We start from the raw sequence: 22,267 nt of genomic DNA on the forward strand, positions 1-22,267 counted from the left end.
TCGGTAACGTCCGCCGCGTCGGGTTTCGCATCGGGCGTCGGAACCAGCAAGATAGGGGAGTTGTGTCCCAGCCCCCTCGATTTCCCCCGGTGGCTTTTCTGTGACTCAGATCCCGACGTGGAGCGGCGGACCAGTCAGTCCACCCCACGGCCGCGCGGCACCCGGCACCACCATCGGTGGTCGCTACTCGCTCCGGTCCGCGGTGGGCAACGGCGGCATGGGCACGGTCTGGCGTGCCAACGACACCCTGCTGCGGCGTGACGTGGCGGTGAAGGAGGTCGTCCTCCCGCCCGGCCTCGCCCCCACCGACCGCGACGCCATGTACGAGCGCACACTGCGCGAGGCGCGCGCCGCCGCGGCCATCCAGCACCCGGCCGTGGTCCAGGTGTACGACGTGGTCACCGAGGGTGGCCGCCCCTGGATCGTGATGGAGCTGCTGGACGCCCGCAGCCTCGCCGACATGGTGATCGAGGACGGGCCGGTCGCGCCCCGCGCCGTCGCCAAGATCGGCATTGCCCTGCTCGGCGCGCTGGAGGTGGCGCACGCCCTCGGCGTGCTGCACCGCGACGTGAAACCGGCCAACGTGCTGATCTGCTCCGACGGCCGGTGCGTGCTCACCGACTTCGGCGTGGCGAAGCTCTCCACCGACGTGCAGCTCACCACGCCGGGGATGGTGCTCGGCTCGCCGCACTTCATCTCCCCCGAGCGGGCCATGGGGCAGGACTTCGGGCCGCCGAGCGACCTGTTCTCCCTCGGCGTCACCCTGTACACGGCGGTCGAGGGTCGGCCCCCGTTCGACAAGGGCGACCCGATCGAGACCATGCACGCCGTGGTCGAGGACCCGCCGGCCACCCCGCAGCGCAGCGGCCCGCTGACCCAGGTGCTGATGGGGCTGCTGGAGAAGGACCCGGCCCGCCGGCTCGACGTGCACACCGCCCGGACGATGCTGCGCGAGCTGCTGGCCGGCCCGCTGACCAGCGTGGCCAGCGCCGTCCACTCGGTGACCGACCCGTACGCGGTGGTGCCGGTGACGCCGCGTCCCCCCGTCGTCCCGCCCGCGCCCGAGCCGAAGCCGAAGCCGAGCGGCCAGATCGGCGGCTCGGCGATGCTCGCCCCCGGCGAGTCACTGACCGACCGGCTGGCCAAGCTGCGCCAGGGCGAGAAGCCGAAGGCCCTCCCCGCCGCCCCGAGCGCCGCCGGGCCGGAGGCGACCAGCGCCAGCCCGCTGCACACCCCCACCGGGACGATGCCCGCGCCGCCCCCGCTGCCCTCCGTGCCCCCGCCGGCCGCCGCACCGCAGTCGGCCACCCCGACCGCGCCGGCCACCCCGACCGCTCCGCCCTCGCCGGCCGCGCCGACCGGCCGGACGTACGGCGGGGCGGCGGAGGCCACCCAGCGGGTCGACGCGGGCGCGGCGCCGGAGGCCACCCAGAAGCTGGCGTACGGGGCCTCCTCCGACGCCACCCAGCAGGTGCCCGCCGGGGTCCGGCCGGACCTCACCCAGCGCTTCCCCTTCGCCGCCGGGGCGCGGGCGGCCCAGCCCGACGCCACCCAGCGGGTCGGCCAGCCCGACGCCACCCAACCGGTCGGCCAGCGCGACGCCACCCAGGCGATTCCCGGCTACGGCGGCGCGCCCCAGCGGGCCGGCGGCACGTACGGCGGCGGCCAGCAGTGGTCGGTGCCGGGCACCGGCCAGCCCTGGACCGCGCCGTCCCCCGCGCCGGCCCCGCAGGGCGGCGGGGCCCTCGCCGCCGTCAAGGGCCTGCCGCGCAAGGTGCGGCTCGCCGCGGCCGGCTGCCTCCTCGCGGTGCTGCTGGTGGTCGGCGCGGTCGTCCTGTTCGGCGGCGACGACCCGGAGTCGCCGGCCACCCCGCAGGGCCAGCCCAGCGCCGGTGCGCCCGCCGCGCAGGCGCCGGAGATGGAGGAGCAGTCCGCCAAGGGCGTCACGGTGCGGGTGCCGAAGGGCTGGGAGCGCCGCAGCGCCGAGGGCGGCGTGTGGGTGGACTTCGTCGACCCACAGGACAACGGCCGCAAGGTGCGCATCCTCGCCGAGGACTGGAGCACGACGTCGATGCGCTGGGCCGAGGTCGCCGCGAACGGCCTGCGCACCAGGCCCACCTCCTGCCCGAAGCCGTACAACCAGGTGGCGCTGAGCGCGCAGAAGCTCGACGGCCGGGACGCCGCCGAGCTGGAGTACACCTGCGGCGAGGGCGACGCCATGCGGCACGGCGTGTGGCGCGGGGTGGTGCACGAGGGCAAGGTCTACTCGTTCTACCTCTCCTCCACCCACGCCCGGTTCGCCGAGAGCAAGCCGATCTTCGACGGGATGGTGCAGTCGTTCAAGCTCGGCGGCGCGAACTGAGCGCCGCGCCGGCCGGGCCCCACCCGGCCGGCTGAGGCCCGCTCCGGGGTCACCCCGGAGCGAGGCCGACGCGACGTGGTGATCCGCCGCCTGCTATCAAGAGACATGGCGGCGGAACCCACTGACCTTGACGACATTCGCGACCAGGCCCGGCGGTGGCTCGACGACGACCCCGACCCGGCCACCCGCGACGAGCTGCGGGCCGTGCTCGACCGGCTGCCGGCGAGCGCGCCCGAGCTGGCCGACCGCTTCGCCGGGCCGCTGACCTTCGGCACCGCCGGGCTGCGCGGCCCGCTGCGGGCCGGCCCGAACGGCATGAACCTCGCCGTGGTCACCCAGGCCGCCGCCGGGCTCGTCGGCTGGCTCGCCGCCGAGGGCGCGACCGGCCCGCTGGTCATCGGGTACGACGCCCGGCACGGTTCCCGGGAGTTCGCCGAGCGCACCGCCCGGGTCGCCACCGGCGCGGGCCGCCCCGCCCTGCTGCTGCCCCGCCCCCTGCCCACCCCCGTGCTGGCGTACGCGGTGCGGCTGCTCGACGCGGCGGCCGGCGTGATGGTGACCGCCAGCCACAACCCGCCGCAGGACAACGGCTACAAGGTGTACCTGGGCGCGCAGCTCGGCGGTGCGCTGGGCGCGGGCGCGCAGATCGTGCCGCCGGCCGACGCCGGGATCTCCGCGGCCATCCGGGCGGTCGGCCCGCTGGCCGAGGTGCCGCTCGGCCCCGCCGGCGAGCGCCTCGGCGACGACCTGGTGGCCTCGTACGTCCAGCGGGCCGCCGCCGTGGTCGACCCGGCCTGGCCCCGGGACCTGAAGGTGGCGTACACCCCGCTGCACGGGGTGGGCGCGGCGGTGCTGACCGCCGCCTTCGCCCACGCCGGCTTCGCCGTGCCCGGGGTGGTGGCCGAGCAGGCGGAGCCGAACCCGGACTTCCCGACGGTGAGCTTCCCCAACCCGGAGGAGCCGGGGGCGGTGGACCTCCTCGTCGCGCTCGCCGAGCAGACCGGCGCGGACCTGGCCATCGCCAACGACCCGGACGCGGACCGCTGCGCGGTCGCCGTCCGCGACGGCGCCTCTGGGGGGTGGCGGATGCTGCGCGGTGACGAGGTGGGAGTGCTGCTCGCCGACCACCTGATGCGCCGGGGCGTCACGGGCCTCTACGCCACCACGATCGTCTCGTCGTCCCTGCTGCGGTCGATGTGCGCCGCCCGGGGCCTGCCGTACGACGAGACGCTGACCGGGTTCAAGTGGATCGTGCGGGCGGGCGGCGGCTCCGCGCCGCTGGTCTTCGGCTACGAGGAGGCGCTGGGCTACTGCGTCGCCCCGGACCACGTGCGCGACAAGGACGGCATCACCGCCGCGCTGACCGTCGCCGAGCTGGCCGCCGGCCTGAAGGCGCAGGGGCGCACGCTCACCGACCGGCTCGACGAGCTGGCCGCCGAGTTCGGCGTGCACCACACCGACCAGCTCTCCGTCCGGGTGGACGACCTGCGGATCATCGCCGACGCGATGGCCCGGGTCCGGGCGGCCACCCCGACGACCCTGCTCGGGCAGCCGGTCACCGAGGCGCGGGACCTGCTCCCCGCCTCCGACGTGGTGGTGCTGCGCAGCGACGCGGCCCGGGTGGTGATCCGCCCGTCGGGCACCGAGCCGAAGCTGAAGGCGTACCTGGAGGTGGTGGAGCCGGTCGCGGACGGCGACGTGCCGGCGGCCCGGCAGCGCGCGGCCACGGCGCTGACCGCCCTGCGCGCGGAGATCGCCACCGCGCTGGGGGTGTAAGGAAGGGCACCTTATCAACCTCGGCCTGACCCGGGCGTCGACGCGCGTCCGGGGGATCACGCCTGGGCGTGTTCGGAACGCGACAGGCACTGTTCCGAACAGTCTCGTACGGCGTTCGCCCTTGTCCGCACAGCACGCCACAGACAGCATTGGCAGCGTTCAATCCCGAACGACGCTCCCGCCCAGGGGCGCGCGTTCAGGGACCGGGGAGATTCGGCATGCGCAAGTCAACGCCAAGGATCAGCGGTGTCGTTGTTTGTAGGGAGATATCGTGAAGAAGCTTTCGGCTCTGCGCCCTACCGGTCGTGGACTCGCTTCGAGTGCGGCAGTCATTCTGGCCGCGGGCGCGGTGCTGATGACGGGCGCCTCACCGGCCGCTGCCGCCCCCGCCGCCTACCAGTGCCGTGACGGAGAGGCGGAGATCGCGGGCGGCTTCCTGTCGTTTCAACTGTGTTGGGGCAACGACATCGGAACCATGATCGACTACTCGCTCTGGGACACGGCCCCCGACGGACGCCGTGCGGAGATCTGGGTCAAATACCCGGGCAGCCCCTCGAACGGCGAGAAGGTCGGCGAGGTGACCGGAGGCGATGGCGATGTCCTGTACTCCGTCTGGCACGACTCGAACGTGTCCAGCGGTGTCTACCCGAAGCTGTGCACCAGCAACGCCAACACCGCCCGCAGGTGCACGGGCTGGTTGTGATTCAAGCGCCCCTGAGCTGACCGGCAACGGAAGCCTGACCACGATGGGGTTGGGCAGCACGGATCAAAGCGCGTAGCTCATGTCGGAGCACACGAAAGGGAGACCCGTGAAGAACTGGCAGAAACACTTGATGGCCCTGGCGGCAGTACCGGCTCTGGTACTCGCGAGCCTGGCTGCACCCAGCCCCGCCGCATCGGCGAGCGTCACCGCATCGCCCCAGGCTTCCGTCGTCGACGGAACGGTTGGCGCAGCGGCCACGGAATACAACGATGCAGTTGGCGGCGGCCCTATATACAGTGTGTACGGGTGCACCGAGAACAGCTACGGCGAAGCGTGCTTCCAGAAGTACGGGGACGGGATCTACCTCGTCAAGAACACCAGCGGGGCGGTCTACGCTCGCTGGAGCAACTGGCTCTGGAACGGCAGCGCTTGGCAGCAGTACCGGAATGGCGAATGCTGGCTGAGCAACCTGACGAACACCTGGTCCCACTGCAACAAGGACTTCTACGAGGACAGCACCAGCCCCAACGCGTACGGCAGCCAGGGCAGCGGCATCCGGTTGTCCCTGTGCAGTTCAGGCGGCACCTGTTCAACGGAAACCTGGACCCGCAACGACAGCTGACCGCCGGCCCGCCGGCGAGGGTCATGTCCTGGGCCAACCCGGCCGAGGGCATGACCTCGCTGCGCTTCCATCAGGGACAGCCGTAGCACGCGGCGCGGGGATACCATACGTTCCGTGACGAGCCCGCTGCCCTGCCCTTCTTCGGCGCGGACACCGGCGGAGTTCGTCGCCCAACTGCGTGCGGTCAAGATCGGGTCGGGTCTCTCGTACCGGGCCTTGGAGCGGGCGGCCCGCCGGGCTGGTGACCAGCTACCGGCGAGCACCCTCGCCACCGCTCTGAACCGAGTCTCGCTGCCCAGCCAGGAACTCGTCGCCGCGCTGGTGCGGGCCTGCGGTGGCGATCCGGCAACCGTGCGGGACTGGGTGCAGGCACGGCAGGCGCTGGCGCTGTCGGCCGGCGTCGACCTGGCGACTGGATCATCGCTGCCGGACCCGGCGATCGTCACCCCGGCCGACCCGGTCGAGGACGGCCAGGAGAACTGGTCCGACCCGGTCGCACGTCAACTCGTCCCGCGCCTGCTGCCACCGGACCTGCCCGTGTTCGTCGGTCGGGAGCGGGAGGTGGCCGAGAGTCTGAGGATGGTGGCCGAGGATGTCACCGGCCCGCAGACGCTGCTGATGACCGGCCCGGCCGGGGTGGGCAAGACCGCGCTCGCGGTGCGTGCCGGTCACCTGCTCGCGCCCCGATTTCGGGACGGGCAGCTCTACGTCGACCTACGGGGCTTCGACGAAGAACCGGCCGACCCGCGCACCGTCCTGGGAGCCTTCCTGCGTGCGCTGGGCGTACGCGGCGGGACGGTGCCACCGGACCTGACCACCCGGATCCATCTCTACCGGACCCTGCTGGCACAGCGCGAGGTACTCGTCGTGCTGGACAACGCCGGTGATACCCGGCAGGTGGCCGACCTGCTGCCCAGCGGTGCCCGCTGCGCGACCATCGTCACCAGTCGGACCACTCTGGCGGGCCTGGCCGGTCGTCGGCTGCCACTGGGCGTACTGGACTCCGCGACCGGGGTCGCCCTGCTACGCGAGATGCTCGGCCGGGATCGCACCACGGCCGAGTCCGGCCCGGCCGAATCGATCGTGCGGACCTGCGCCGGTCTTCCGCTGGCGCTGTGGGTGGCCGGGGCCCGGCTGGCCGCCCGACCGCACTGGCCGCTGGCCCGGGTCGCCGAGGCCCTCGCCGACCAGCAACACAAGCTCGACGAGCTGGCCGTCGGTCACGTCGCCGTCCGGGCCAGCCTCGAACTGACCTACCGGGCCATGACCCCGACCGGACGGCATGCGCTGCGGATGCTCAGCCTGTTGCCAGGTACGGAGTTCGCCGCCTGGGCCCTGGCCGCACTGTTGGACGTCGGCCTGTCCGACGCGGAGTCCGTACTCGACGACCTGGTCGAGGTGCACCTGGTGGAGACCCGGCCGGCCGGCGTCAGCGGGCTCCGCTACCGGCTGCACGACCTGGTGCGACTGCTCGGCCGGGAACGAGCGGAGCGGGAGGTCCCGCGACCACATCGCGCGGCGGCGCTCGGCCGCCTGCTCAGCGCGAGCCTGCAGCTCGCCGATGCCGCAGCGGAGGCCCTCAGCGCCGACTTCCAGGACATCCCGCAGTCTGAGCTGGTCTCCTGGCGGCTGCCGAAGGCGGCCGCTGAACAGCTTCTCGCCGATCCGCTGGCCTGGTTCACCGACGAGCGACAGCTCCTGATCGCTGTGGTCGACCAGGCGCTCACGGACGACGAGGTGGCACCGGCCGCCGGCCTGGCCACCGCACTGACGACGTTCTTCCAGGTGGGGAGCCACTTCGACGACTGGGAAAGGCTGCAGAGCCGGGCCCTTGAGTTCGCGCTGCGGCGGGGCGACCAGGCCAGCGCGGCCAAACTGCACCGCTGCCTCGGCGAGCTCACCACGATTCTGGATCGCTATCCGGAGGCGTTGGTCCACTTCGAGCAGGCGCTGCTGCTCGTGGAGGGCCAGGCACCGGCCTACCGGGCCAGCGCTGCGGCCGGGCTGGCGTACGTGCACCGGCTGCTCGGCCGGTACGCCTCGGCGGTGCGCCACTTCGAGCAGGCCGCCGAGCTGGCGCGTGCAGCGGGCAACGTCAACTGTCTGGTCTATGCGACCAACGGCATCGGCGTCATCGAGCTGGAGCAGGGCCGGATCGAGGCGGCCCGGCAGCGGTTCGAGGAGTGCCTGCGGGTAAGCCGGACCGCCGGCTACCGCCCCGGCGAGGCCCAGGCGTTGCGTTGCCTGGGTCAGAGCCACCGGGCGCTCGCCGCCTACCCGGCCGCCGCCGATTGTTTCCGACAGGCCGCCGGGATCAGCGAGGACCTCGGTGACCGGCTGAGTGCGACGCACGCCAACTGCTGGCTCGGGGACGTCCTCACCCGACAGGGCGAAGCTGGTGAAGGGCGCCTCCTTCTGGCCCGCAGCCTGTGGACCTACCGTGCCTTCGGCAACCTGTGGGGCGAGGCGGCGGCGCTGTACGCGCTCGCGGAGGCACAACTCATGGCCGACCGTCCGGTACCGGCCCGGCGGCGCGCCGAGGCCGCCGTCGACCTGTGGCGGCGGATCGGTGCCCGCACCTGGTTGGCCGTGGGGCTCGACACCCTGGCCGAGACCCACCGCAGAGCCGGTGACCTCGTGACCGAGGCCCGGATCCGGGACGAGGCCACGGCGGTCCGGGCGACCACTCGATCAGTCGCTAACTGAACGCTCTGCCGCTGTTCAGTACGTCCGAGAACCTGGTCGACGCAAGGCCCTACTGCTCGAATGGAAGCGGCGCCCCTCGATACCGGGCTTCCGAGGTCTACTACCGGTAGCACGAACCACGGGTGGGCTGTGCCGGCATCGCTGCTGCCGGCACAGCCCATTCCGCGTCGACGCGCCGCACGAAGACTCACCCACCGTCATTCGTTGCCCACCGAGCGCGCATTTCATTAGCATCGCCACATCAGTTCCCGCCATTGCCCGGGCACCACGGAATTCGCTTTCTTCGACGTTGCGAATTCGGTGTTCCGGTGTTGCATTCCGGACGGAAAGGTGTTGCACGATGCATGAAACAATCAGTTCGACGGTGCCGCGACGGCAACTCGGCAGGCTGCTCACCCAGCTCCGGGAGGAGGCCCACGTCACCATCGAGGCGGCAGCCGACAAGCTCTACTGCTCGCGGCAGAAGCTCTGGCGCATCGAGCGGGGCCTGACCTCGGCCAAGACCCCGGACATCCGGCTCCTCTGCGAGCTGTACGAGGCCACCCCGGAGCAGGCCAGCGTGCTGCTCGGGCTCGCCGAGGTCAGCCGGGCCGAGGGGTGGTGGCACGCGTACGGCCGCTCCATCCCGGCCTGGTTCTCGCTGTACATGGGCCTGGAGAACGCCGCGAGCAGCGTGCGGTACTACAACGCCGAGTTGGTGCCGGGGCTGTTGCAAACCCCGGGGTACGCCACCGCGCTCTTCCTGCTCAACCGGCCGGAGCTGGGCGAGGAGGAGCGCAAGAAAATCGTAAGCCTCCGGATTCAGCGGCAGGGGCTGCTGGCCCGGCGGCTGCCCCCGCCGCCCGACCTGACCGTGATCCTCAGCGAGGCGGTGCTGCGCCGCCCGGTGCCGGACCGGGAGGTGATGGCCGACCAGCTCCGGCACCTGCTGGCGGTCAACCAGCGGCACAACATCACCGTCCGGGTGCTGCCGCTGGCCGCCGGGCCGCCGCTCGCCGCCGAGGCCGGCACCTTCGTCCTGCTCGACTTCCCGCCGTCGGCCCTCGGCAGCCCCAGCGAGCCGCCGACCGTCTACGTCGAGGGGCTCACCGGCGCGCTCTACCTCGACCAGCCGGCGGAGATCGCCGCGTACGAGCGGGTCTGGTCGGGGCTGGCCTCCCTCGCCCTGGATCGGCAACAATCGACGGACGTCATCGAGGCCATCCTGGGAGAGTGCTATGAGTGACCTGACCGGCGCCCGCTGGCGCACCAGCACCCGCAGCGGCACCAACGGCGGCGAATGCGTCGAGGTGGCCGACAACCTGCCCGGCGTCGTCGGCGTCCGGGACAGCAAGGACCCGACCGGCCCGGCCCTGACCGTACGGCCCGCCGCCTGGTCCGCCTTCGTCACCGACGTCAAGGCCGCCCGCCTCACCCGCTGACGCCCCGCCCCCGCCCTCGCCGAGGAACCCGGGCGGCAGGACCGGCCGCCGCCCGCCGGCCTGGCCATTCTCAGCCAGGCCGGCGGGCGGCGGAGGCCCGACGGGAACGCCGGCCGCTCCCGCTCCCGACCGACAGCGCCCGCAGATGCGGACGCGGGCGCGGGCGCGCCGGCCGAATCAGTCGGCGGGCTCGCCGAACCAGCGGGAGAGGTGGTCGTCCAGGCCCCGCTGGTCGTCGCCGACCCAGGCGACGTGGCCGTCGGGGCGCAGCAGGACGCCCGGCACGTCCAGTGCCGCGCTGCGATCGCCGAGGTAGTCGACCCGGTCCGCCCAGCCGCCGACCCTCAGGCGCCCGGTGCGGTCCAGCAGCAGGCCGCGCCCGCGATGCAGCAGGCCGTAGAGGCGGCCCTGGCTCACCTCGATGTCGCGCAGGCGGCGGCCGAGCAGGTCGGGGCCGGGGCCGAAGTCGTAACGGATGCCGATCGCGGTGATCTTCTCGATGAGGTGGCGGTTCACCTCGTCGAAGTCCATCAGCTCGGTGAGCAGCCTGCGCACGGCCTGCGGGCCCGGCTCGGTGGAGAGCAGTTCCATCTGGGCTCGCGTGTTGTCCAGCACCTCCTCGGCGACCGGATGCCGTTCGGCCTGGTACGTGTCCAGCAGCGTTTCCGGCGCCCAGCCACGGACCTGTGCGGCCAGTTTCCAGCCGAGGTTGAACGCGTCCTGGACGCCCAGGTTGAGGCCCTGTCCCCCGATGGGCGGGTGGATGTGGGCCGCGTCGCCGGCCAGCAGCACCCGCCCGACCCGATACCGTTCGGCCAGCCGCGTGGCGTCCCCGAAGCGGGACAACCAGCGCGGGGAGTGGACGCCGAAGTCGGTCCCGGCGATGGTGCGCAGTTGTCGCCTGAAGTCCTCCAGGGTGGGCGGTTCCGCGCGGTTGCTGACTTCCCCGGCGGGGACCACGACGCGATAGGCCCCCACGCCTGCCGGTCCGAGGCTGAACTGCGGGTGGGTCTCGCGGGTCTCGGCCACCCTGGCGGCGATCTCCTCCTGCGGCGCGCCCACCTCCACCTCGCCCATCAGCGTCTCGGTCCGCGAGGGCTCGCCGGGGAAGCCGACGCCGAGCAGTTTGCGCACCGTGCTGCGCGCGCCGTCGCAGCCGACGAGGTAGCGCGCGCGCAGCCGTTCCCCGTCGGCCAGCTCCACGGTCACGCCCTCGTCGTCCTGCGCGAGGCCGGCCACCGCGCAGCCGTGCCGGACCTGCGCGCCCAGGGCGATCGCGTGTTCTTCGAGCAGGTGGACGACGACCGGCTGCGGGATGCCCAGCAGATAGGCGTGCGCGGAGTCCAGGCCCCGGGGCACGGGTTTGTTGATGGCGGCGAAGAAGCCCCCGGCCGGGCGCTGCCTCCCGCGTTCGAGGAGGCGCTCCAGCAGCCCGCGCATCGCCATCAGCTCGAGGCTGCGGATGTGCAGACCGACGATGCGGACGTACGACGCGGGCTCGGTCTCCTTCTCCAGGACGAGTACCCGTACGTCGTGCAGCCGCAGCTCGGCGGCCAGCATCGCGCCGGTCGGCCCGCAGCCGGCGATGATCACGTCGAACGTGCGGGAGGCACGCTCGGGGCTGAAGGCCGGAGATGGGAGGCCGGTGGAGCCGCGCTCGACCGTGTCCTCGTTCGACGACGGCTCGGCGGTGAACTGTGGAGGGTGCATAGGTGTTGCCTCTCGGGAGCGCCTGTCGGCGAGGCGCTCCCGGCGACACCTACGTCAGTCGCCCGACCGTGACGGGAGGGGGAGCACCCACATCGATACATCGTTCATGGGTCTCACCTCCTCGGGCGGCGTGCACGGTCAGTGGCAACCTACAAGCCGACCGTCATCCCGTCCAGCGAAATAAATCGGTTCCGCCGACGGGATGCCCGCACCGCTCAGGCGCGCTTGCCGAGGGCGGCGTCGACGGCCTGGCACAGCGCGGTGACGACCAGCGCCACCGACGGGCGGACCACCGAGTCGTCCAGGCCGGCAGTGCCGGAGAAGCCGGCCCCGCCCGCGATCTCTTCCAGCCGCACCCTCGCGTTCCGGGCGGCGTCGCCGGTCAGGCCGAGCGCCGGCTCCATCCGCAGCACCGCGACGAGGGTGGCCAGCGCGGCGGTCCGCTCGTCGGGGAGCTGCCCGCCGGCCAGCGCCTCGGCGAGCCGCCCCCGGGTGTCCTCCTCCACCGAGGCGTCCGCCGTCGGGTAGCGGTGCACGAGGATGAAGCCCAGCTCGGTCTCCTCGACGTCGCGCACCACGCCCCGGCGGACCAGGTCGCCGAGGATGCGGTCGCGCAGGCCGTGGCGGAGCCGCTGCACCCAGGAGGACGGGGTGTGCGGGGTGTCGGCGGCGATCCGGCCCAGGACGTCGTCGAGGATCGGCTCGCCGGTCCCGGTGGGGTCCGCGACCGTCAGGTTCCCATCGGCGTACGCGATCCGGCCGGCGAGGGCCAGCTCGACCAGGACCGCGGCGGCCATTCCCAGGTCGAGGCTGATCCGCGGCATGGTCGCCTTGCCGGATTCGTCGTCGTAGGCGAGGAGCAACAGCTCCTCGGCGAGCACCACACCAGTCATGGCCCGAGACGGTAGCGCCTGCGGGCACCTCCGCGCGCCCCAACCTCCCCCGTGAGAGGGGAACCCTTCTCTACCCCAGGGGTTAACAAGGGGCCCTTCCTTGCACCTCAGAAGCGGGGCATGCCGCCGAACTGGCGGTCGCCCGCGTCGCCGAGGCCCGGCACGATGAACTTCCGCTCGTCGAGGCTCTCGTCGATCGAGGCGGTGACCAGGCGCAGCGGCAGCCCGGAGCGCTCCAGCCGCTCGACGCCGACCGGCGCGGCGAGCACGCAGAGCACGGTGATGTCGGTGCAGCCCCGGTCGGCGAGCAGCCGGCAGCAGTGTTCGAGGGAGCCGCCGGTGGCCAGCATCGGGTCCAGGACCAGCACGGGCAGGCCGGACAGGTCGCGGGGCAGCGACTCCATGTACGCCCGGGGCTCGTACGTCTCCTCGTCGCGGGCCAGGCCGACGAAGCCCATCGAGGACTCGGGGAGCAGGCCCAGCGCGGCGTCGGCCATGCCGAGGCCCGCCCGCAGCACCGGCACGAGCAGCGGCGGGTTGGCCAGCCGGGTGCCCTCGGTGCCGGTGACCGGGGTCTGCACCGGGTACTTCTCGACGGGGAAGGAGCGCGCGGCCTCGTACACGAGCATGGTGGTCAGCTCGTGCAGCGCGGCCCGGAACGAGGAGGAGTCGGTGCGCGCGTCCCGCATGGCGGTCAGCCGCGACTGGGCGAGCGGGTGGTCAATGACGTGTACGTCCACGATCGCTCAACCTACCGAACGCGCCGGTCCCGCGATGCGGGAGCGGGCGGGGCGGCGACGCGGCTCACCCCCGCGCCGCCGGGGGGAAGCTGTGACCCGGATCACGACGGCGGTGGATGCGTAGACTTCCCGCCATGACGGCGACAGCGACGTCGGCCCGGTCGGACCTCACCGAGCTGGGACGATCCGAGACCGCCCTGCGGGCGTTCCTGCACGGCCTGCCCGGCGTGGACCAGGTGGGCGCGGAGCAGCGGGCGGCGCAGCTCGGCACCCGCTCCATCAAGACCACCGCCAAGGCGCAGGCGATCGACCTGGCCATCCGCATGGTCGACCTGACCACCCTGGAGGGGGCCGACACCCCCGGCAAGGTGCGGGCCCTCGCGGCGAAGGCGCTGCGCCCCGACCCGGCCGACCCGACCTGCCCGCACGTCGGCGCGGTCTGCGTCTACCCGGCGATGGTCCCGCACGTGGCCGAGGTGCTGCGCGGCTCCGCCGTGCACCTGGCCAGCGTGGCGACCGCGTTCCCGTCCGGGCAGGCCCCCCTGGAGGTCAGGCTCGCCGACACCCGGGCCGCCGTGGCGGCCGGCGCGGACGAGATCGACATGGTGATCAACCGGGGCGCGTTCCTGGCCGGGCGCTACGCCGAGGTCCACGACGAGATCGTCGCGGTGAAGGAGGCGTGCGGGGACGCCCACCTCAAGGTCATCCTGGAGACGGGCGAGCTGGCGACGTACGACAACGTGCGGCGCGCCTCGTGGCTGGCGATGCTGGCGGGCGGCGACTTCATCAAGACCTCCACCGGCAAGGTCCCGGTCGCGGCCACCCTCCCGGTGACCCTGGTGATGCTGGAGGCGGTCCGCGACTTCCGCGCCGCCACCGGGCGGCAGGTCGGCGTGAAACCGGCCGGCGGGATCAAGACGACCAAGGACGCGATCAAGTACCTCGTGATGGTCGACGAGACCGTCGGCGCGGACTGGCTCGACCCCGACTGGTTCCGCTTCGGCGCGTCCAGCCTCCTCAACGACCTGCTCATGCAGCGCACCAAGCTGACGACCGGCGTCTACCCCGGTCCCGACTACTTCACCCTGGACTGACCAGTGACGTTCGAATACGCGCCCGCCCCCGAGTCGCGCTCGGTGGTGGACCTCAGGCCCTCGTACGGGCTCTTCGTCGACGGGGAGTTCGTCGACCCGGCCGGCGGCGGCAGCTTCACGTCGGTGAATCCCGCCTCCGAGGAGGTGCTCGCCGAGGTCGCCGAGGCCGGCGCCCAGGACGTGGACCGCGCGGTCCGCGCCGCCCGGACGGCGTACGAGAAGGTGTGGGGCCCGATGCCCGGCCGGGACCGGGCGAAGTACCTGTTCCGGATCGCCCGGATCATCCAGGAGCGCTCCCGCGAGCTGGCGGTGCTGGAGTCCCTCGACAACGGCAAGCCGATCCGGGAGTCCCGCGACGTCGACCTGCCGCTGGTCGCCGCGCACTTCTTCTACTACGCCGGCTGGGCCGACAAGCTGCCGTACGCCGGGTTCGGCCCCGACCCGAAGCCGCTCGGCGTGGCCGCGCAGGTCATCCCGTGGAACTTCCCGCTGCTCATGCTGGCCTGGAAGATCGCCCCGGCCCTGGCGACCGGCAACACGGTGGTGCTGAAGCCCGCCGAGACCACCCCGCTGACCGCGCTGCTCTTCGCCGAGATCTGCCAGCAGGCCGAGCTGCCGGCCGGCGTGGTCAACATCGTCACCGGCGCGGGCGACACCGGCCGGGCGCTGGTCGAGCACCCGGGCGTGGACAAGGTCGCCTTCACCGGCTCGACCGAGGTCGGCCGGGCCATCGCCCGGTCGGTGGCCGGCACCCGCAAGAAGGTCACCCTGGAGCTGGGCGGCAAGGCCGCCAACATCGTCTACGACGACGCGCCGATCGACCAGGCGGTCGAGGGCATCGTCAACGGCATCTTCTTCAACCAGGGGCACGTCTGCTGCGCGGGCTCCCGCCTGCTGGTCCAGGAGAACGTCGCCGACGAGGTGCTGGAGTCGCTGAAGCGGCGGATGGCCCGGCTGCGGGTCGGCGACCCCCTGGACAAGAACACCGACGTCGGCGCGATCAACTCGGCCGCCCAGCTCGCCCGCATCCGCGAGCTGGCCGACGCCGGCTCGGCCGAGGGCGCGCAGCGCTGGTCGCCGCCGTGCGAGCTGCCCGAGCGCGGCTTCTGGTTCGCCCCGACGATCTTCACGGGGGTCACCCAGGCGCACCGGATCGCCCGCGAGGAGATCTTCGGCCCGGTGCTCTCCGTGCTGACGTTCCGCACCCCGGCCGAGGCCGTCGAGAAGGCCAACAACACGCCGTACGGGCTGTCGGCCGGCATCTGGACCGACAAGGGCTCCCGCATCCTGTGGACCGCCGACCGGCTGCGCGCCGGGGTGGTCTGGGCCAACACGTTCAACAAGTTCGACCCCACCTCGCCGTTCGGCGGGTACAAGGAGTCGGGCTACGGTCGCGAGGGCGGCCGGCACGGGCTGGAGGGATACCTCGATGTCTGAGCGGGTCGCGGTACGCAAGACGTACAAGCTCTTCATCGGCGGGAAGTTCCCGCGCAGCGAGTCGGGGCGGTCGTATCTCGTGCAGTCCACGAACGTGTCGTTGGCATCACGCAAGGACGCCCGGGACGCGGTCGTCGCCGCCCGCGCCGCCGTGAAGGGCTGGGCCGGGGCGACCGCGTACAACCGGGGGCAGATCCTCTACCGGGTCGCCGAGATGCTGGAGGGCCGCCGCGAGCAGTTCGTCGCCCTCGGCGTGCCCGGCGACGAGGTCGACGCGGCCGTGGACCGCTGGGTCTGGTACGCCGGTTGGGCCGACAAGCTCCCCCAGGTGTACGGCGGCGCGAACCCGGTCGCCGGCCCGTACTTCAACCTCTCCGCCCCCGAGCCGACCGGCGTGGTGGCCGTGGTGGCCCCCGAGGCCCCGGCGCTGCTCGGCCTGGTCGGCGTGATCGCCCCCGCGATCGTCACCGGCAACACGGTGGTGGTGGCGGCCTCCCCGACGCAGCCCCTCGCGGCGGTGACGCTGGCCGAGGTGCTGGCCACCTCCGACCTGCCCGGCGGCGTGGTCAACATCCTGACCGGGCGGATCGCGGAGACCGCGCCGACGCTGGCCGCCCACCTGGACGTCAACGCGCTCGACCTGACCGGGGTCGCCGACGCCGAGTTGGCGGCGGAGCTGGAGGTCAGGGCGGCGGAGAACCTCAAGCGGGTGCTCCGCCCGGCCCCGGCCGACCACGACTGGACGGCCGACCCGGGCCTCACCCGGATGACGCGCCTGCTGGAGACGAAGACGGTCTGGCATCCCAAGGGGGTGTGAGCGAGGTCCTGCCGTCGGGTTTTCGGGGGGAGCCCACCCACTCCGGGCGGTCAGGCTTGATCCCTCCGTGGGTGGGCTCCCCCCGAAAACCCGACCCGGGCGCGGTCCGCCGGTTTGGTCAGCTCAGGGGTGCTGCCCCGGGGGGGGTCTACTACGGGGGGTAGGATTGACGGGTGACGCGGCTTGGTGATCTTGAACGTGCGGTGATGGACGTGCTGTGGGACACCGTCCCGGGCGCGTCGGGCGGGGTGACCGTGCGCGAGGTCGCCGACGCGCTCGACGGCCGCGAGCTGGCGTACACGACGGTGATGACCGTGCTGGACCGGCTCGCCGGCAAGGGCATGGTGCAGCGCGAGCGGGAGGGGCGGGCCTGGCGGTACCGGGCCGCCGCCAGCCGCGAGGCGCACATCGCCCAGCTCATGCTCGACGCGCTCGACCTCGGCGGCAGCCGCGACGCCGCGCTGGTGCGCTTCGCCCGCTCGGTCACCGGGACGGAGGCCGACGTGCTGCGCGCCGCCCTGGACGCCGGGGCGGCCCAGTCGCTGACGGACCGGGTCGACGCGCCCCGCGCCGACCGCCCGGCGCTGGCCGACGAGGCGACGGACCGGTAGGGCCCGGCCGTGGCGTACGCCCTGCACTTCGCCGTCTCCGCGCTGGCCTGCTACCTGACCGCCCAGGTCCTGGCGGCCTCCACCTGGACGTGGCGGGCCCCCCGGGTGGCGATCGTCTGCTGGCAGGCGGTCGGGCTGGCGCTCGGCCTCTCCGCGATGGGCGTGCCGATGGCGCTCGGCCTGGCCCCCTACGGCCTGCCGACCGGCAGCGCGCTGCTCGCCCTCGCCGCCGACCTGAGCCACGGCACCCTGCCCGCCGGGCTCGGCGCGGTCCACCTCGGGCTGGTCGGCGTCGGCTTCGGCATCGCGGCGGTGCTGCTGACCACGACGGTGCGCAGCGTCCACGCCACCGTCCGGGCCCAGCGGCGGCACCGGGACCTGCTCACCCTGGTCGCGCGGCGCGACCCGGAGGTGCCGGGGGCGTTGGTGCTGGACCATCCGAGCGCGGCGGCGTACTGCCTGCCCGGGGTGCGGCCCCGGGTGGTGGTCAGCGCCGGTGCCCTCAGCCTGCTCGACCGGGCCGAGCTGGAGGCGGTGCTCACCCACGAGCGGGCGCACGCGCAGGAGCGGCACGACCTGGTGCTGCTGCCGTTCACCGCCCTGTGCCGGGCGCTGCCCTGGTTCGGGTGGGTGCGCGACGCGCACGAGCGGGTCGCGCTGCTGGTCGAGATGCGCGCCGACGACAAGGCCCGGGAGCTGCATGCCGAGGCACCGCTGGCGGGCGCGCTGCGCCGGTTCGCGGCGGCCGGCCACCGGATCACCCCGGCGGGCGCGCTCGGCCTGGGCGACCGGGACCTGGACGTCCGGGTCCAGCGGCTGATGGTCGCCGACCGGCCGCCCCGGCTGATCGGGGCCGCCGCCCTCGCGGTGGCGGCGACCCTGGTCGTCCTGCCGACCTCCCTCTTCCTGAGCTGATCCCGTCCGTCGTGTCCGCCGCCGCGTCGCGTCTTCGGGGCGTCGGCCGGCGCGCGCGGCTGCTTCCAGCGGCCGACTAGGCTTTCAGACGATGTGCTGGTGGGTGCTCCGGGAACGGACCGACGACACGGCACCGGTGAGCCGGTGAACCGCCGTCCCTTCGACCCGCGTCTGCTGCGCCGGGTTCCCGCGGCCCGGCGCGACCTCGCCGTGCTCGCGCTGCTCGGCGGGCTCACGGCGCTGCTGGTCGTCGCGCAGGCGACCACCCTGGCCGCGCTGCTGGCCACCGCGATCGACGGGCGGCTGGACCGCCCCGCGCTGGCCGGCTTCCTGATCGCCGTGGCGGGGCGCTCCCTGGTCGCCTGGGCGCAGGGCACGGTGGCGGCGCGGGCCGCCGCCACGGTCAAGGCCGCGCTGCGGGAGGAGCTGCTCGCCGCCGTCGGCCGGCACGGGCCGGGCTGGGTCGCCGGGCAGCGGGCCGGGCAGCTCGCCACCCTGGCCGGGCGCGGCCTGGACGCCCTGGACGCCTACTTCACCGGGTACCTCCCGCAGCTCGTGCTCAGCGTCACCGTCCCGGCGGCCGTGCTGGCCCGGGTCTTCTTCGCCGACTGGGGCTCGGCCGTCATCATCGCGCTGACCCTGCCGCTGATCCCCGTCTTCGGCGCGCTGCTCGGCTGGCAGGCGCAGGCCGCCACCGAGCGCCAGTGGCGGCGGCTGTCGCTGCTCGGCGGGCACTTCCTCGACATGGTCGCCGGGCTGCCGACGCTGCGCGCCTTCGGCCGGGACCGGGGCCAGGTCGAGGTGGTGCGCCGGATGGCCGACGGGCACCGGGCGGCCACGATGAAGACCCTGCGGATCGCGTTCCTCTCCGCCCTCGTGCTGGAGCTGGTCGCCACCCTGTCGGTGGCGCTGGTCGCGGTGCCGGTGGGCATCCGGCTGCTCGGCGGCGGGCTCACCCTCTCCACCGCGCTGCTGGTGCTGCTGCTCACGCCCGAGGCGTACCTGCCGCTGCGGGCGGCCGGCAGCCGGTTCCACGCCAGCATGGAGGGGCTCACGGCGCTGGACGAGGCGCTCACCCTCTCCGCCGCCGGGCCGGCACCCGGTGGGCCGGCACCCGCCGGCCCGACTCCCGCCGGCCGGGCCGAGCCCGTCCCCGCCCCCGACGGCCGGGGCGAGATCCGGTTCGAGGGGGTGACCGTCGCGTACGAGCGGACGGTCGCGCTGCGGGACGTCACGCTGACCATCCGGCCCGGCGAGCGGATCGCCGTCGTCGGCCCCAGCGGCGCGGGCAAGAGCACCCTGCTCAACCTGCTGCTCGGCTTCGTCGCCCCGACGCGGGGGCGGGTCACGGTGGGCGGGGTCGACCTGGCCGACGTCGACCCCGACGACTGGCGACGCCGGATCGCCTGGGTGCCCCAGCGGGCCCACCTGTTCGCCGCCACGCTCGCCGACAACATCCGGCTCGGCGCCCCCGACACCGGCGACGACGCCCTCGCCGGGGCGGTCACCGCCGCCGCGCTGGACGACGTGGTCGCCGCCCTCCCCGACGGGCTGGGCACGGTGCTCGGCGAGCGCGGGCACGGCCTCTCCAGCGGCCAGCGGCAGCGGGTCGCGCTGGCGCGGGCGTTCCTGCGGGACGCCCCGGTGGTGCTCCTCGACGAGCCGACCGCGCGGCTGGACACCGCCAGCGAGGCCGTGGTGCTGGCCGCCACCGGCCGGCTGGTCGCCGGGCGGACCGCCCTGCTGGTCGCCCACCGGCCGGCGCTGCTGGCCGACGCCGACCGGGTCCTGCGCGTCGAGGACGGCCGGGTCACCGAACTCGCCCCCGTACCCGCCGGGGAGGTGGCCCGATGAGCACCGGCCCCCGGAACGACCGCGCTGCGCCGCGCACGCCGGGCGTGACGCCGGCCGACGACGCCGTGGCCCCGCCGCTGCCGGCCGGGGTTCCGGGCCCGGTCCCGGACGCCGGTCCCCCGCCGTCCGCAGCGGCGGACCCGGGGACGGCGGGCGGAAACACCGGGGCGGACGGAGACGCCGGGACGGACGGTGGCAGCGTCCGGGCGGCCGAGCGGGCGGTGCTCCGGCTGGCCCGGCCGTACCTGGGCCGGCTGGTCGGGGCGGGCCTGCTCGCCGCCGCCACCGAGTTCGCCGGGCTGGCCCTGATGGCCACCGCCACCTGGCTGCTGATGAGCGCCGCCGGCCGGCCGCCGCTGGACCGGCTCACCGTGGCGATCGTCGCGGTCCGCGCGCTGGCCATCGGCCGGGGCCTGTTCCGCTACACCGAGCGCCTCGCCGGGCACGACGCCGTGCTGCGGATGATCACCGACGTCCGCGCCCGGGTCTTCGCCGCCCTCGCCGCCCGGCGCGACGCCGCCCGGCAGCGCACCGGGGACGCGCTGAGCCGGCTGGTGTCCGACGTGGAGGCGGTCCAGGACCTGCTGCTCCGGGTGCTCGTGCCCGCCACGGCCGCCGCCGGGGTCAGCGTGCTGGCCGTGGCGCTGGCCGCCGTCGTCTCGTCCCCGGCCGCCGCCGTCCTCGCGCTGGGCCTGCTCGTGGCCGGGGTGGCCCTGCCACTGGCGGCCACCGCGCTGACTCGGCGCGCCGCCGACGAGGTCGCCCCGCTGCGGGGGGCGCTCGCCACGGACGCCGTCGACCTCACCCACGGCGCGGCCGACCTGGCCGCGTTCGGCGCCACCCGGTACGCGCTGGACGCCGCCGCCGGCCGGGCCCGCCGGCTGGCCCGGCTGGAACGGCGGCTCGCCGCGACGGGCTTCGCGGTGGACGCGGCCGGGGTACTGATCGCCGGGGCGACCGCCGGGGCGGTGGTGGTCACCGCGCTGCGCGGCGGCGTCGACGGCGTGCTCGTCGGCGTGCTGGCGGTCGGCTCCCTGACCGCGGTCGAGGTGGCGCTGGCCCTGGTCGGGGCCGCCCGGCAGCGCACCCAGCTCCGGGCCGGACTGGTCCGGGTGGCCGCCCTGCTGACCGCCCCCACGGAGACGAACGTCACGGAGACGAACGTCACTGAGACGGGTGCCGCCGGCGCGAGCGCAGGGGGCACCGACGCCGGCGCGGAGGCCGCCGGTCGCGGGAGCACCGCCGCCGGCACGGTGGGCTCCGGCCCGCACGACGTGCGGTTCGACGAGGTCACCGTCCGGTACCGGGACGACGCCGCGCCGGCTCTCGACGGGTTCACCCTGGACCTGCCGGCCGGCCGCCGGGTGGCCGTCGTCGGCCCGAGCGGGGCCGGCAAGAGCACCCTCGCCGCCGTGCTCACCGGCACCGTGCGCCCCGAGGCGGGCCGGGTCACCCTCGACGGGGCGGACCTGTCGGCGTACCCGGCGGCGGAGCTGCCCCGGGCGGTCGGCGGGCTGCTCGCCGACGCGTACGTCTTCCACGCCACGGTGCGGGACAACCTGCTGCTCGGCCGGCCCGACGCCGACGAGGCCGCGCTCACCGACGCGACCCGCGCGGCGGGCCTGCTCGACTGGGTGTGCGCCCAGCCCGCCGGCTGGGAGACCGTCGTCGGCGAGGAGGGCGGCCAGCTCTCCGGCGGCCAGCGGCAGCGGCTCGCGCTGGCGCGGGCGCTGCTCGCCGCCCCCGGGGTGCTGGTGCTCGACGAGCCCACCGAGGGGCTGGACCCGGCCGCCGCCGACGCGGTGCTCGCCTCGGCGCTGGCCGCCACCCCGGCCGGGCACTCGGTGCTGTTGATCAGCCACCGGCTCAGCGGGCTCGCCGGCTTCGACGAGGTGGTGGTGCTCGACGCGGGCCGCGTGGCGCAGCGGGGCCGGCACGACGAGCTGGCCGCGACGCCGGGCTGGTACCGGGACCAGTGGCTGCTGCAGGAGGCGGCGGAGCGCGGCTACCTGGCGCTGGCTCCGGGCGCCTGATCCGCCTGCCGGGACGGCCCGGAAACCGCCCCGGCCGCGCGCCCACGCGGGCGGACCGCGACCGGGATGCGGGCATCGGGCACCGGACCCACTAGGGTATGTGCCCAGAGTCACTCGGCGGCCGGAGACGCCGCCGGGTGGGCAGCCCGAAGCACACGGAGGTCAGCGTGGCCCGCCAGTCGCCCCAACGGCCCGACGCCGACGAGCCCGAGCTCGACGAGACCGACGGCGCCGTCGAAGACATCGACGACGTCGACCGCCCGCCGACGCGGGAGGCCGACCGCGCCCTCTGGGACGAGCTGCGGATCGACCCGGTGGAGATCGCCCTGCCCGCCGGCACCGGCTACACGCTGCGGGCGTACCGGCCGGCGCGGGAGCTCACCCCCACCGACGTCACCGAGCGCGACACCGACGACCCGTTCCTGGCCCGCCGCCAGGCGGTCGAGGCCGACTCCGAGGACGACGACGAGGTGGTGATCCTCGACGAGGAGCTGGCCGCCGAGTTCGCCGAGGCCGACGAGGAGGAGAAGACCGCCGGGAAGCCCCGCACCGGCAAGGCCGACGCCAAGGGCG

At 74.3% G+C, this 22,267-nt stretch carries 17 protein-coding genes and 1 pseudogene; 15 read left to right on the plus strand and 3 right to left on the minus strand.

The genetic code is table 11. From position 1 onward, the window contains the following. Positions 1–100: 100 nt before the first annotated feature. The 7 genes from LPU43_RS09185 (at position 101) to LPU43_RS09215 (ending at position 9,590) form a co-directional block, all read left to right on the plus strand. Positions 101–2,362, plus strand: coding sequence for a serine/threonine-protein kinase (locus LPU43_RS09185; RefSeq protein WP_229399815.1), 2,262 nt, complete (start codon positions 101–103; stop codon positions 2,360–2,362). 105 nt (positions 2,363–2,467) lie between these two features. Continuing rightward, positions 2,468–4,138: a phospho-sugar mutase gene (locus tag LPU43_RS09190; protein WP_229399816.1), complete on the plus strand. Its 1,671-nt coding sequence runs from the start codon at positions 2,468–2,470 to the stop codon at positions 4,136–4,138. A 271-nt stretch (positions 4,139–4,409) separates the two neighbouring features. Beyond that, positions 4,410–4,841, plus strand: a complete 432-nt coding sequence (locus LPU43_RS09195; RefSeq protein WP_229399817.1) for a hypothetical protein — start codon at positions 4,410–4,412, stop codon at positions 4,839–4,841. A gap of 106 nt (positions 4,842–4,947) precedes the next feature. Further along, a complete protein-coding gene (locus LPU43_RS09200; protein ID WP_229399818.1) occupies positions 4,948–5,463 on the plus strand; it encodes a hypothetical protein in 516 nt (171 codons plus the stop codon). Between the two features lie 114 nt (positions 5,464–5,577). Further along, the gene (locus LPU43_RS09205) at positions 5,578–8,169 is read left to right on the plus strand and encodes an ATP-binding protein (RefSeq protein WP_229399819.1); all 2,592 of its coding nucleotides are present in this window, start codon (positions 5,578–5,580) and stop codon (positions 8,167–8,169) included. A 340-nt stretch (positions 8,170–8,509) separates the two neighbouring features. Next, complete coding sequence (locus LPU43_RS09210; protein ID WP_229399820.1) at positions 8,510–9,394, plus strand: helix-turn-helix domain-containing protein; 885 nt, start codon at positions 8,510–8,512, stop codon at positions 9,392–9,394. Then, positions 9,387–9,590, plus strand: coding sequence for a DUF397 domain-containing protein (locus tag LPU43_RS09215; protein WP_229399821.1), 204 nt, complete (start codon positions 9,387–9,389; stop codon positions 9,588–9,590). The genes LPU43_RS09210 and LPU43_RS09215 overlap by 8 nt, the downstream gene beginning before the upstream one ends. A 177-nt stretch (positions 9,591–9,767) precedes the next feature. On the opposite strand, the gene rox is transcribed toward LPU43_RS09215, so the two are convergent. The 3 genes from rox to upp all read right to left on the minus strand — a co-directional run bounded on the left by rox (position 9,768) and on the right by upp (position 12,933). Continuing rightward, complete coding sequence (gene rox, locus LPU43_RS09220; RefSeq protein ID WP_255684335.1) at positions 9,768–11,300, minus strand: rifampin monooxygenase; 1,533 nt, start codon at positions 11,298–11,300, stop codon at positions 9,768–9,770. Positions 11,301–11,515: 215 nt separating this feature from the next. Further along, entirely contained in the window at positions 11,516–12,193 is a 678-nt protein-coding gene (locus tag LPU43_RS09225) for a GOLPH3/VPS74 family protein (RefSeq protein WP_229399822.1), read from the minus strand. 107 nt (positions 12,194–12,300) lie between these two features. Next, positions 12,301–12,933 (minus strand): uracil phosphoribosyltransferase, encoded by a 633-nt coding sequence (gene upp / locus LPU43_RS09230; RefSeq protein WP_229399823.1) that lies wholly within the window; start codon positions 12,931–12,933, stop codon positions 12,301–12,303. 134 nt (positions 12,934–13,067) lie between these two features. Here upp and deoC point away from each other — a divergent pair, with 134 nt between their 5' ends. The 8 genes and pseudogenes from deoC to LPU43_RS09270 all read left to right on the plus strand — a co-directional run. Continuing rightward, complete coding sequence (gene deoC / locus LPU43_RS09235; RefSeq protein ID WP_229399824.1) at positions 13,068–14,027, plus strand: deoxyribose-phosphate aldolase; 960 nt, start codon at positions 13,068–13,070, stop codon at positions 14,025–14,027. A gap of 3 nt (positions 14,028–14,030) precedes the next feature. Next, positions 14,031–15,464 carry an aldehyde dehydrogenase family protein gene (locus LPU43_RS09240; protein ID WP_229399825.1) on the plus strand — a complete coding sequence of 478 codons (1,434 nt, stop codon included), beginning with the start codon at positions 14,031–14,033 and terminating at the stop codon, positions 15,462–15,464. Further along, positions 15,457–16,281 carry an aldehyde dehydrogenase family protein gene (locus LPU43_RS09245; RefSeq protein ID WP_229399826.1) on the plus strand — a complete coding sequence of 275 codons (825 nt, stop codon included), beginning with the start codon at positions 15,457–15,459 and terminating at the stop codon, positions 16,279–16,281. The genes LPU43_RS09240 and LPU43_RS09245 overlap by 8 nt, the downstream gene beginning before the upstream one ends. A gap of 173 nt (positions 16,282–16,454) precedes the next feature. Further along, on the plus strand, positions 16,455–16,892 hold the full coding sequence (locus LPU43_RS09250) for a BlaI/MecI/CopY family transcriptional regulator (protein ID WP_229399827.1): 438 nt from the start codon (positions 16,455–16,457) through the stop codon (positions 16,890–16,892). Between the two features lie 9 nt (positions 16,893–16,901). Then, complete coding sequence (locus LPU43_RS09255) at positions 16,902–17,807, plus strand: M56 family metallopeptidase (RefSeq protein WP_229399828.1); 906 nt, start codon at positions 16,902–16,904, stop codon at positions 17,805–17,807. A 144-nt stretch (positions 17,808–17,951) separates the two neighbouring features. Further along, positions 17,952–19,661: a thiol reductant ABC exporter subunit CydD gene (gene cydD, locus LPU43_RS09260; protein WP_229399829.1), complete on the plus strand. Its 1,710-nt coding sequence runs from the start codon at positions 17,952–17,954 to the stop codon at positions 19,659–19,661. Further along, positions 19,658–21,694, plus strand: coding sequence for a thiol reductant ABC exporter subunit CydC (gene cydC, locus LPU43_RS09265; protein WP_306416122.1), 2,037 nt, complete (start codon positions 19,658–19,660; stop codon positions 21,692–21,694). Before cydD ends, cydC begins: the two co-directional genes overlap by 4 nt. Before the next feature lie 137 nt (positions 21,695–21,831). Next, positions 21,832–22,267 (plus strand): annotated as a pseudogene (locus LPU43_RS09270) (DNA primase); the annotation flags it as partial.

Source organism: Micromonospora okii (genome assembly GCF_020884795.1).
In the GTDB taxonomy this organism is placed as follows: Bacteria; Actinomycetota; Actinomycetes; order Mycobacteriales; family Micromonosporaceae; genus Micromonospora; species Micromonospora okii.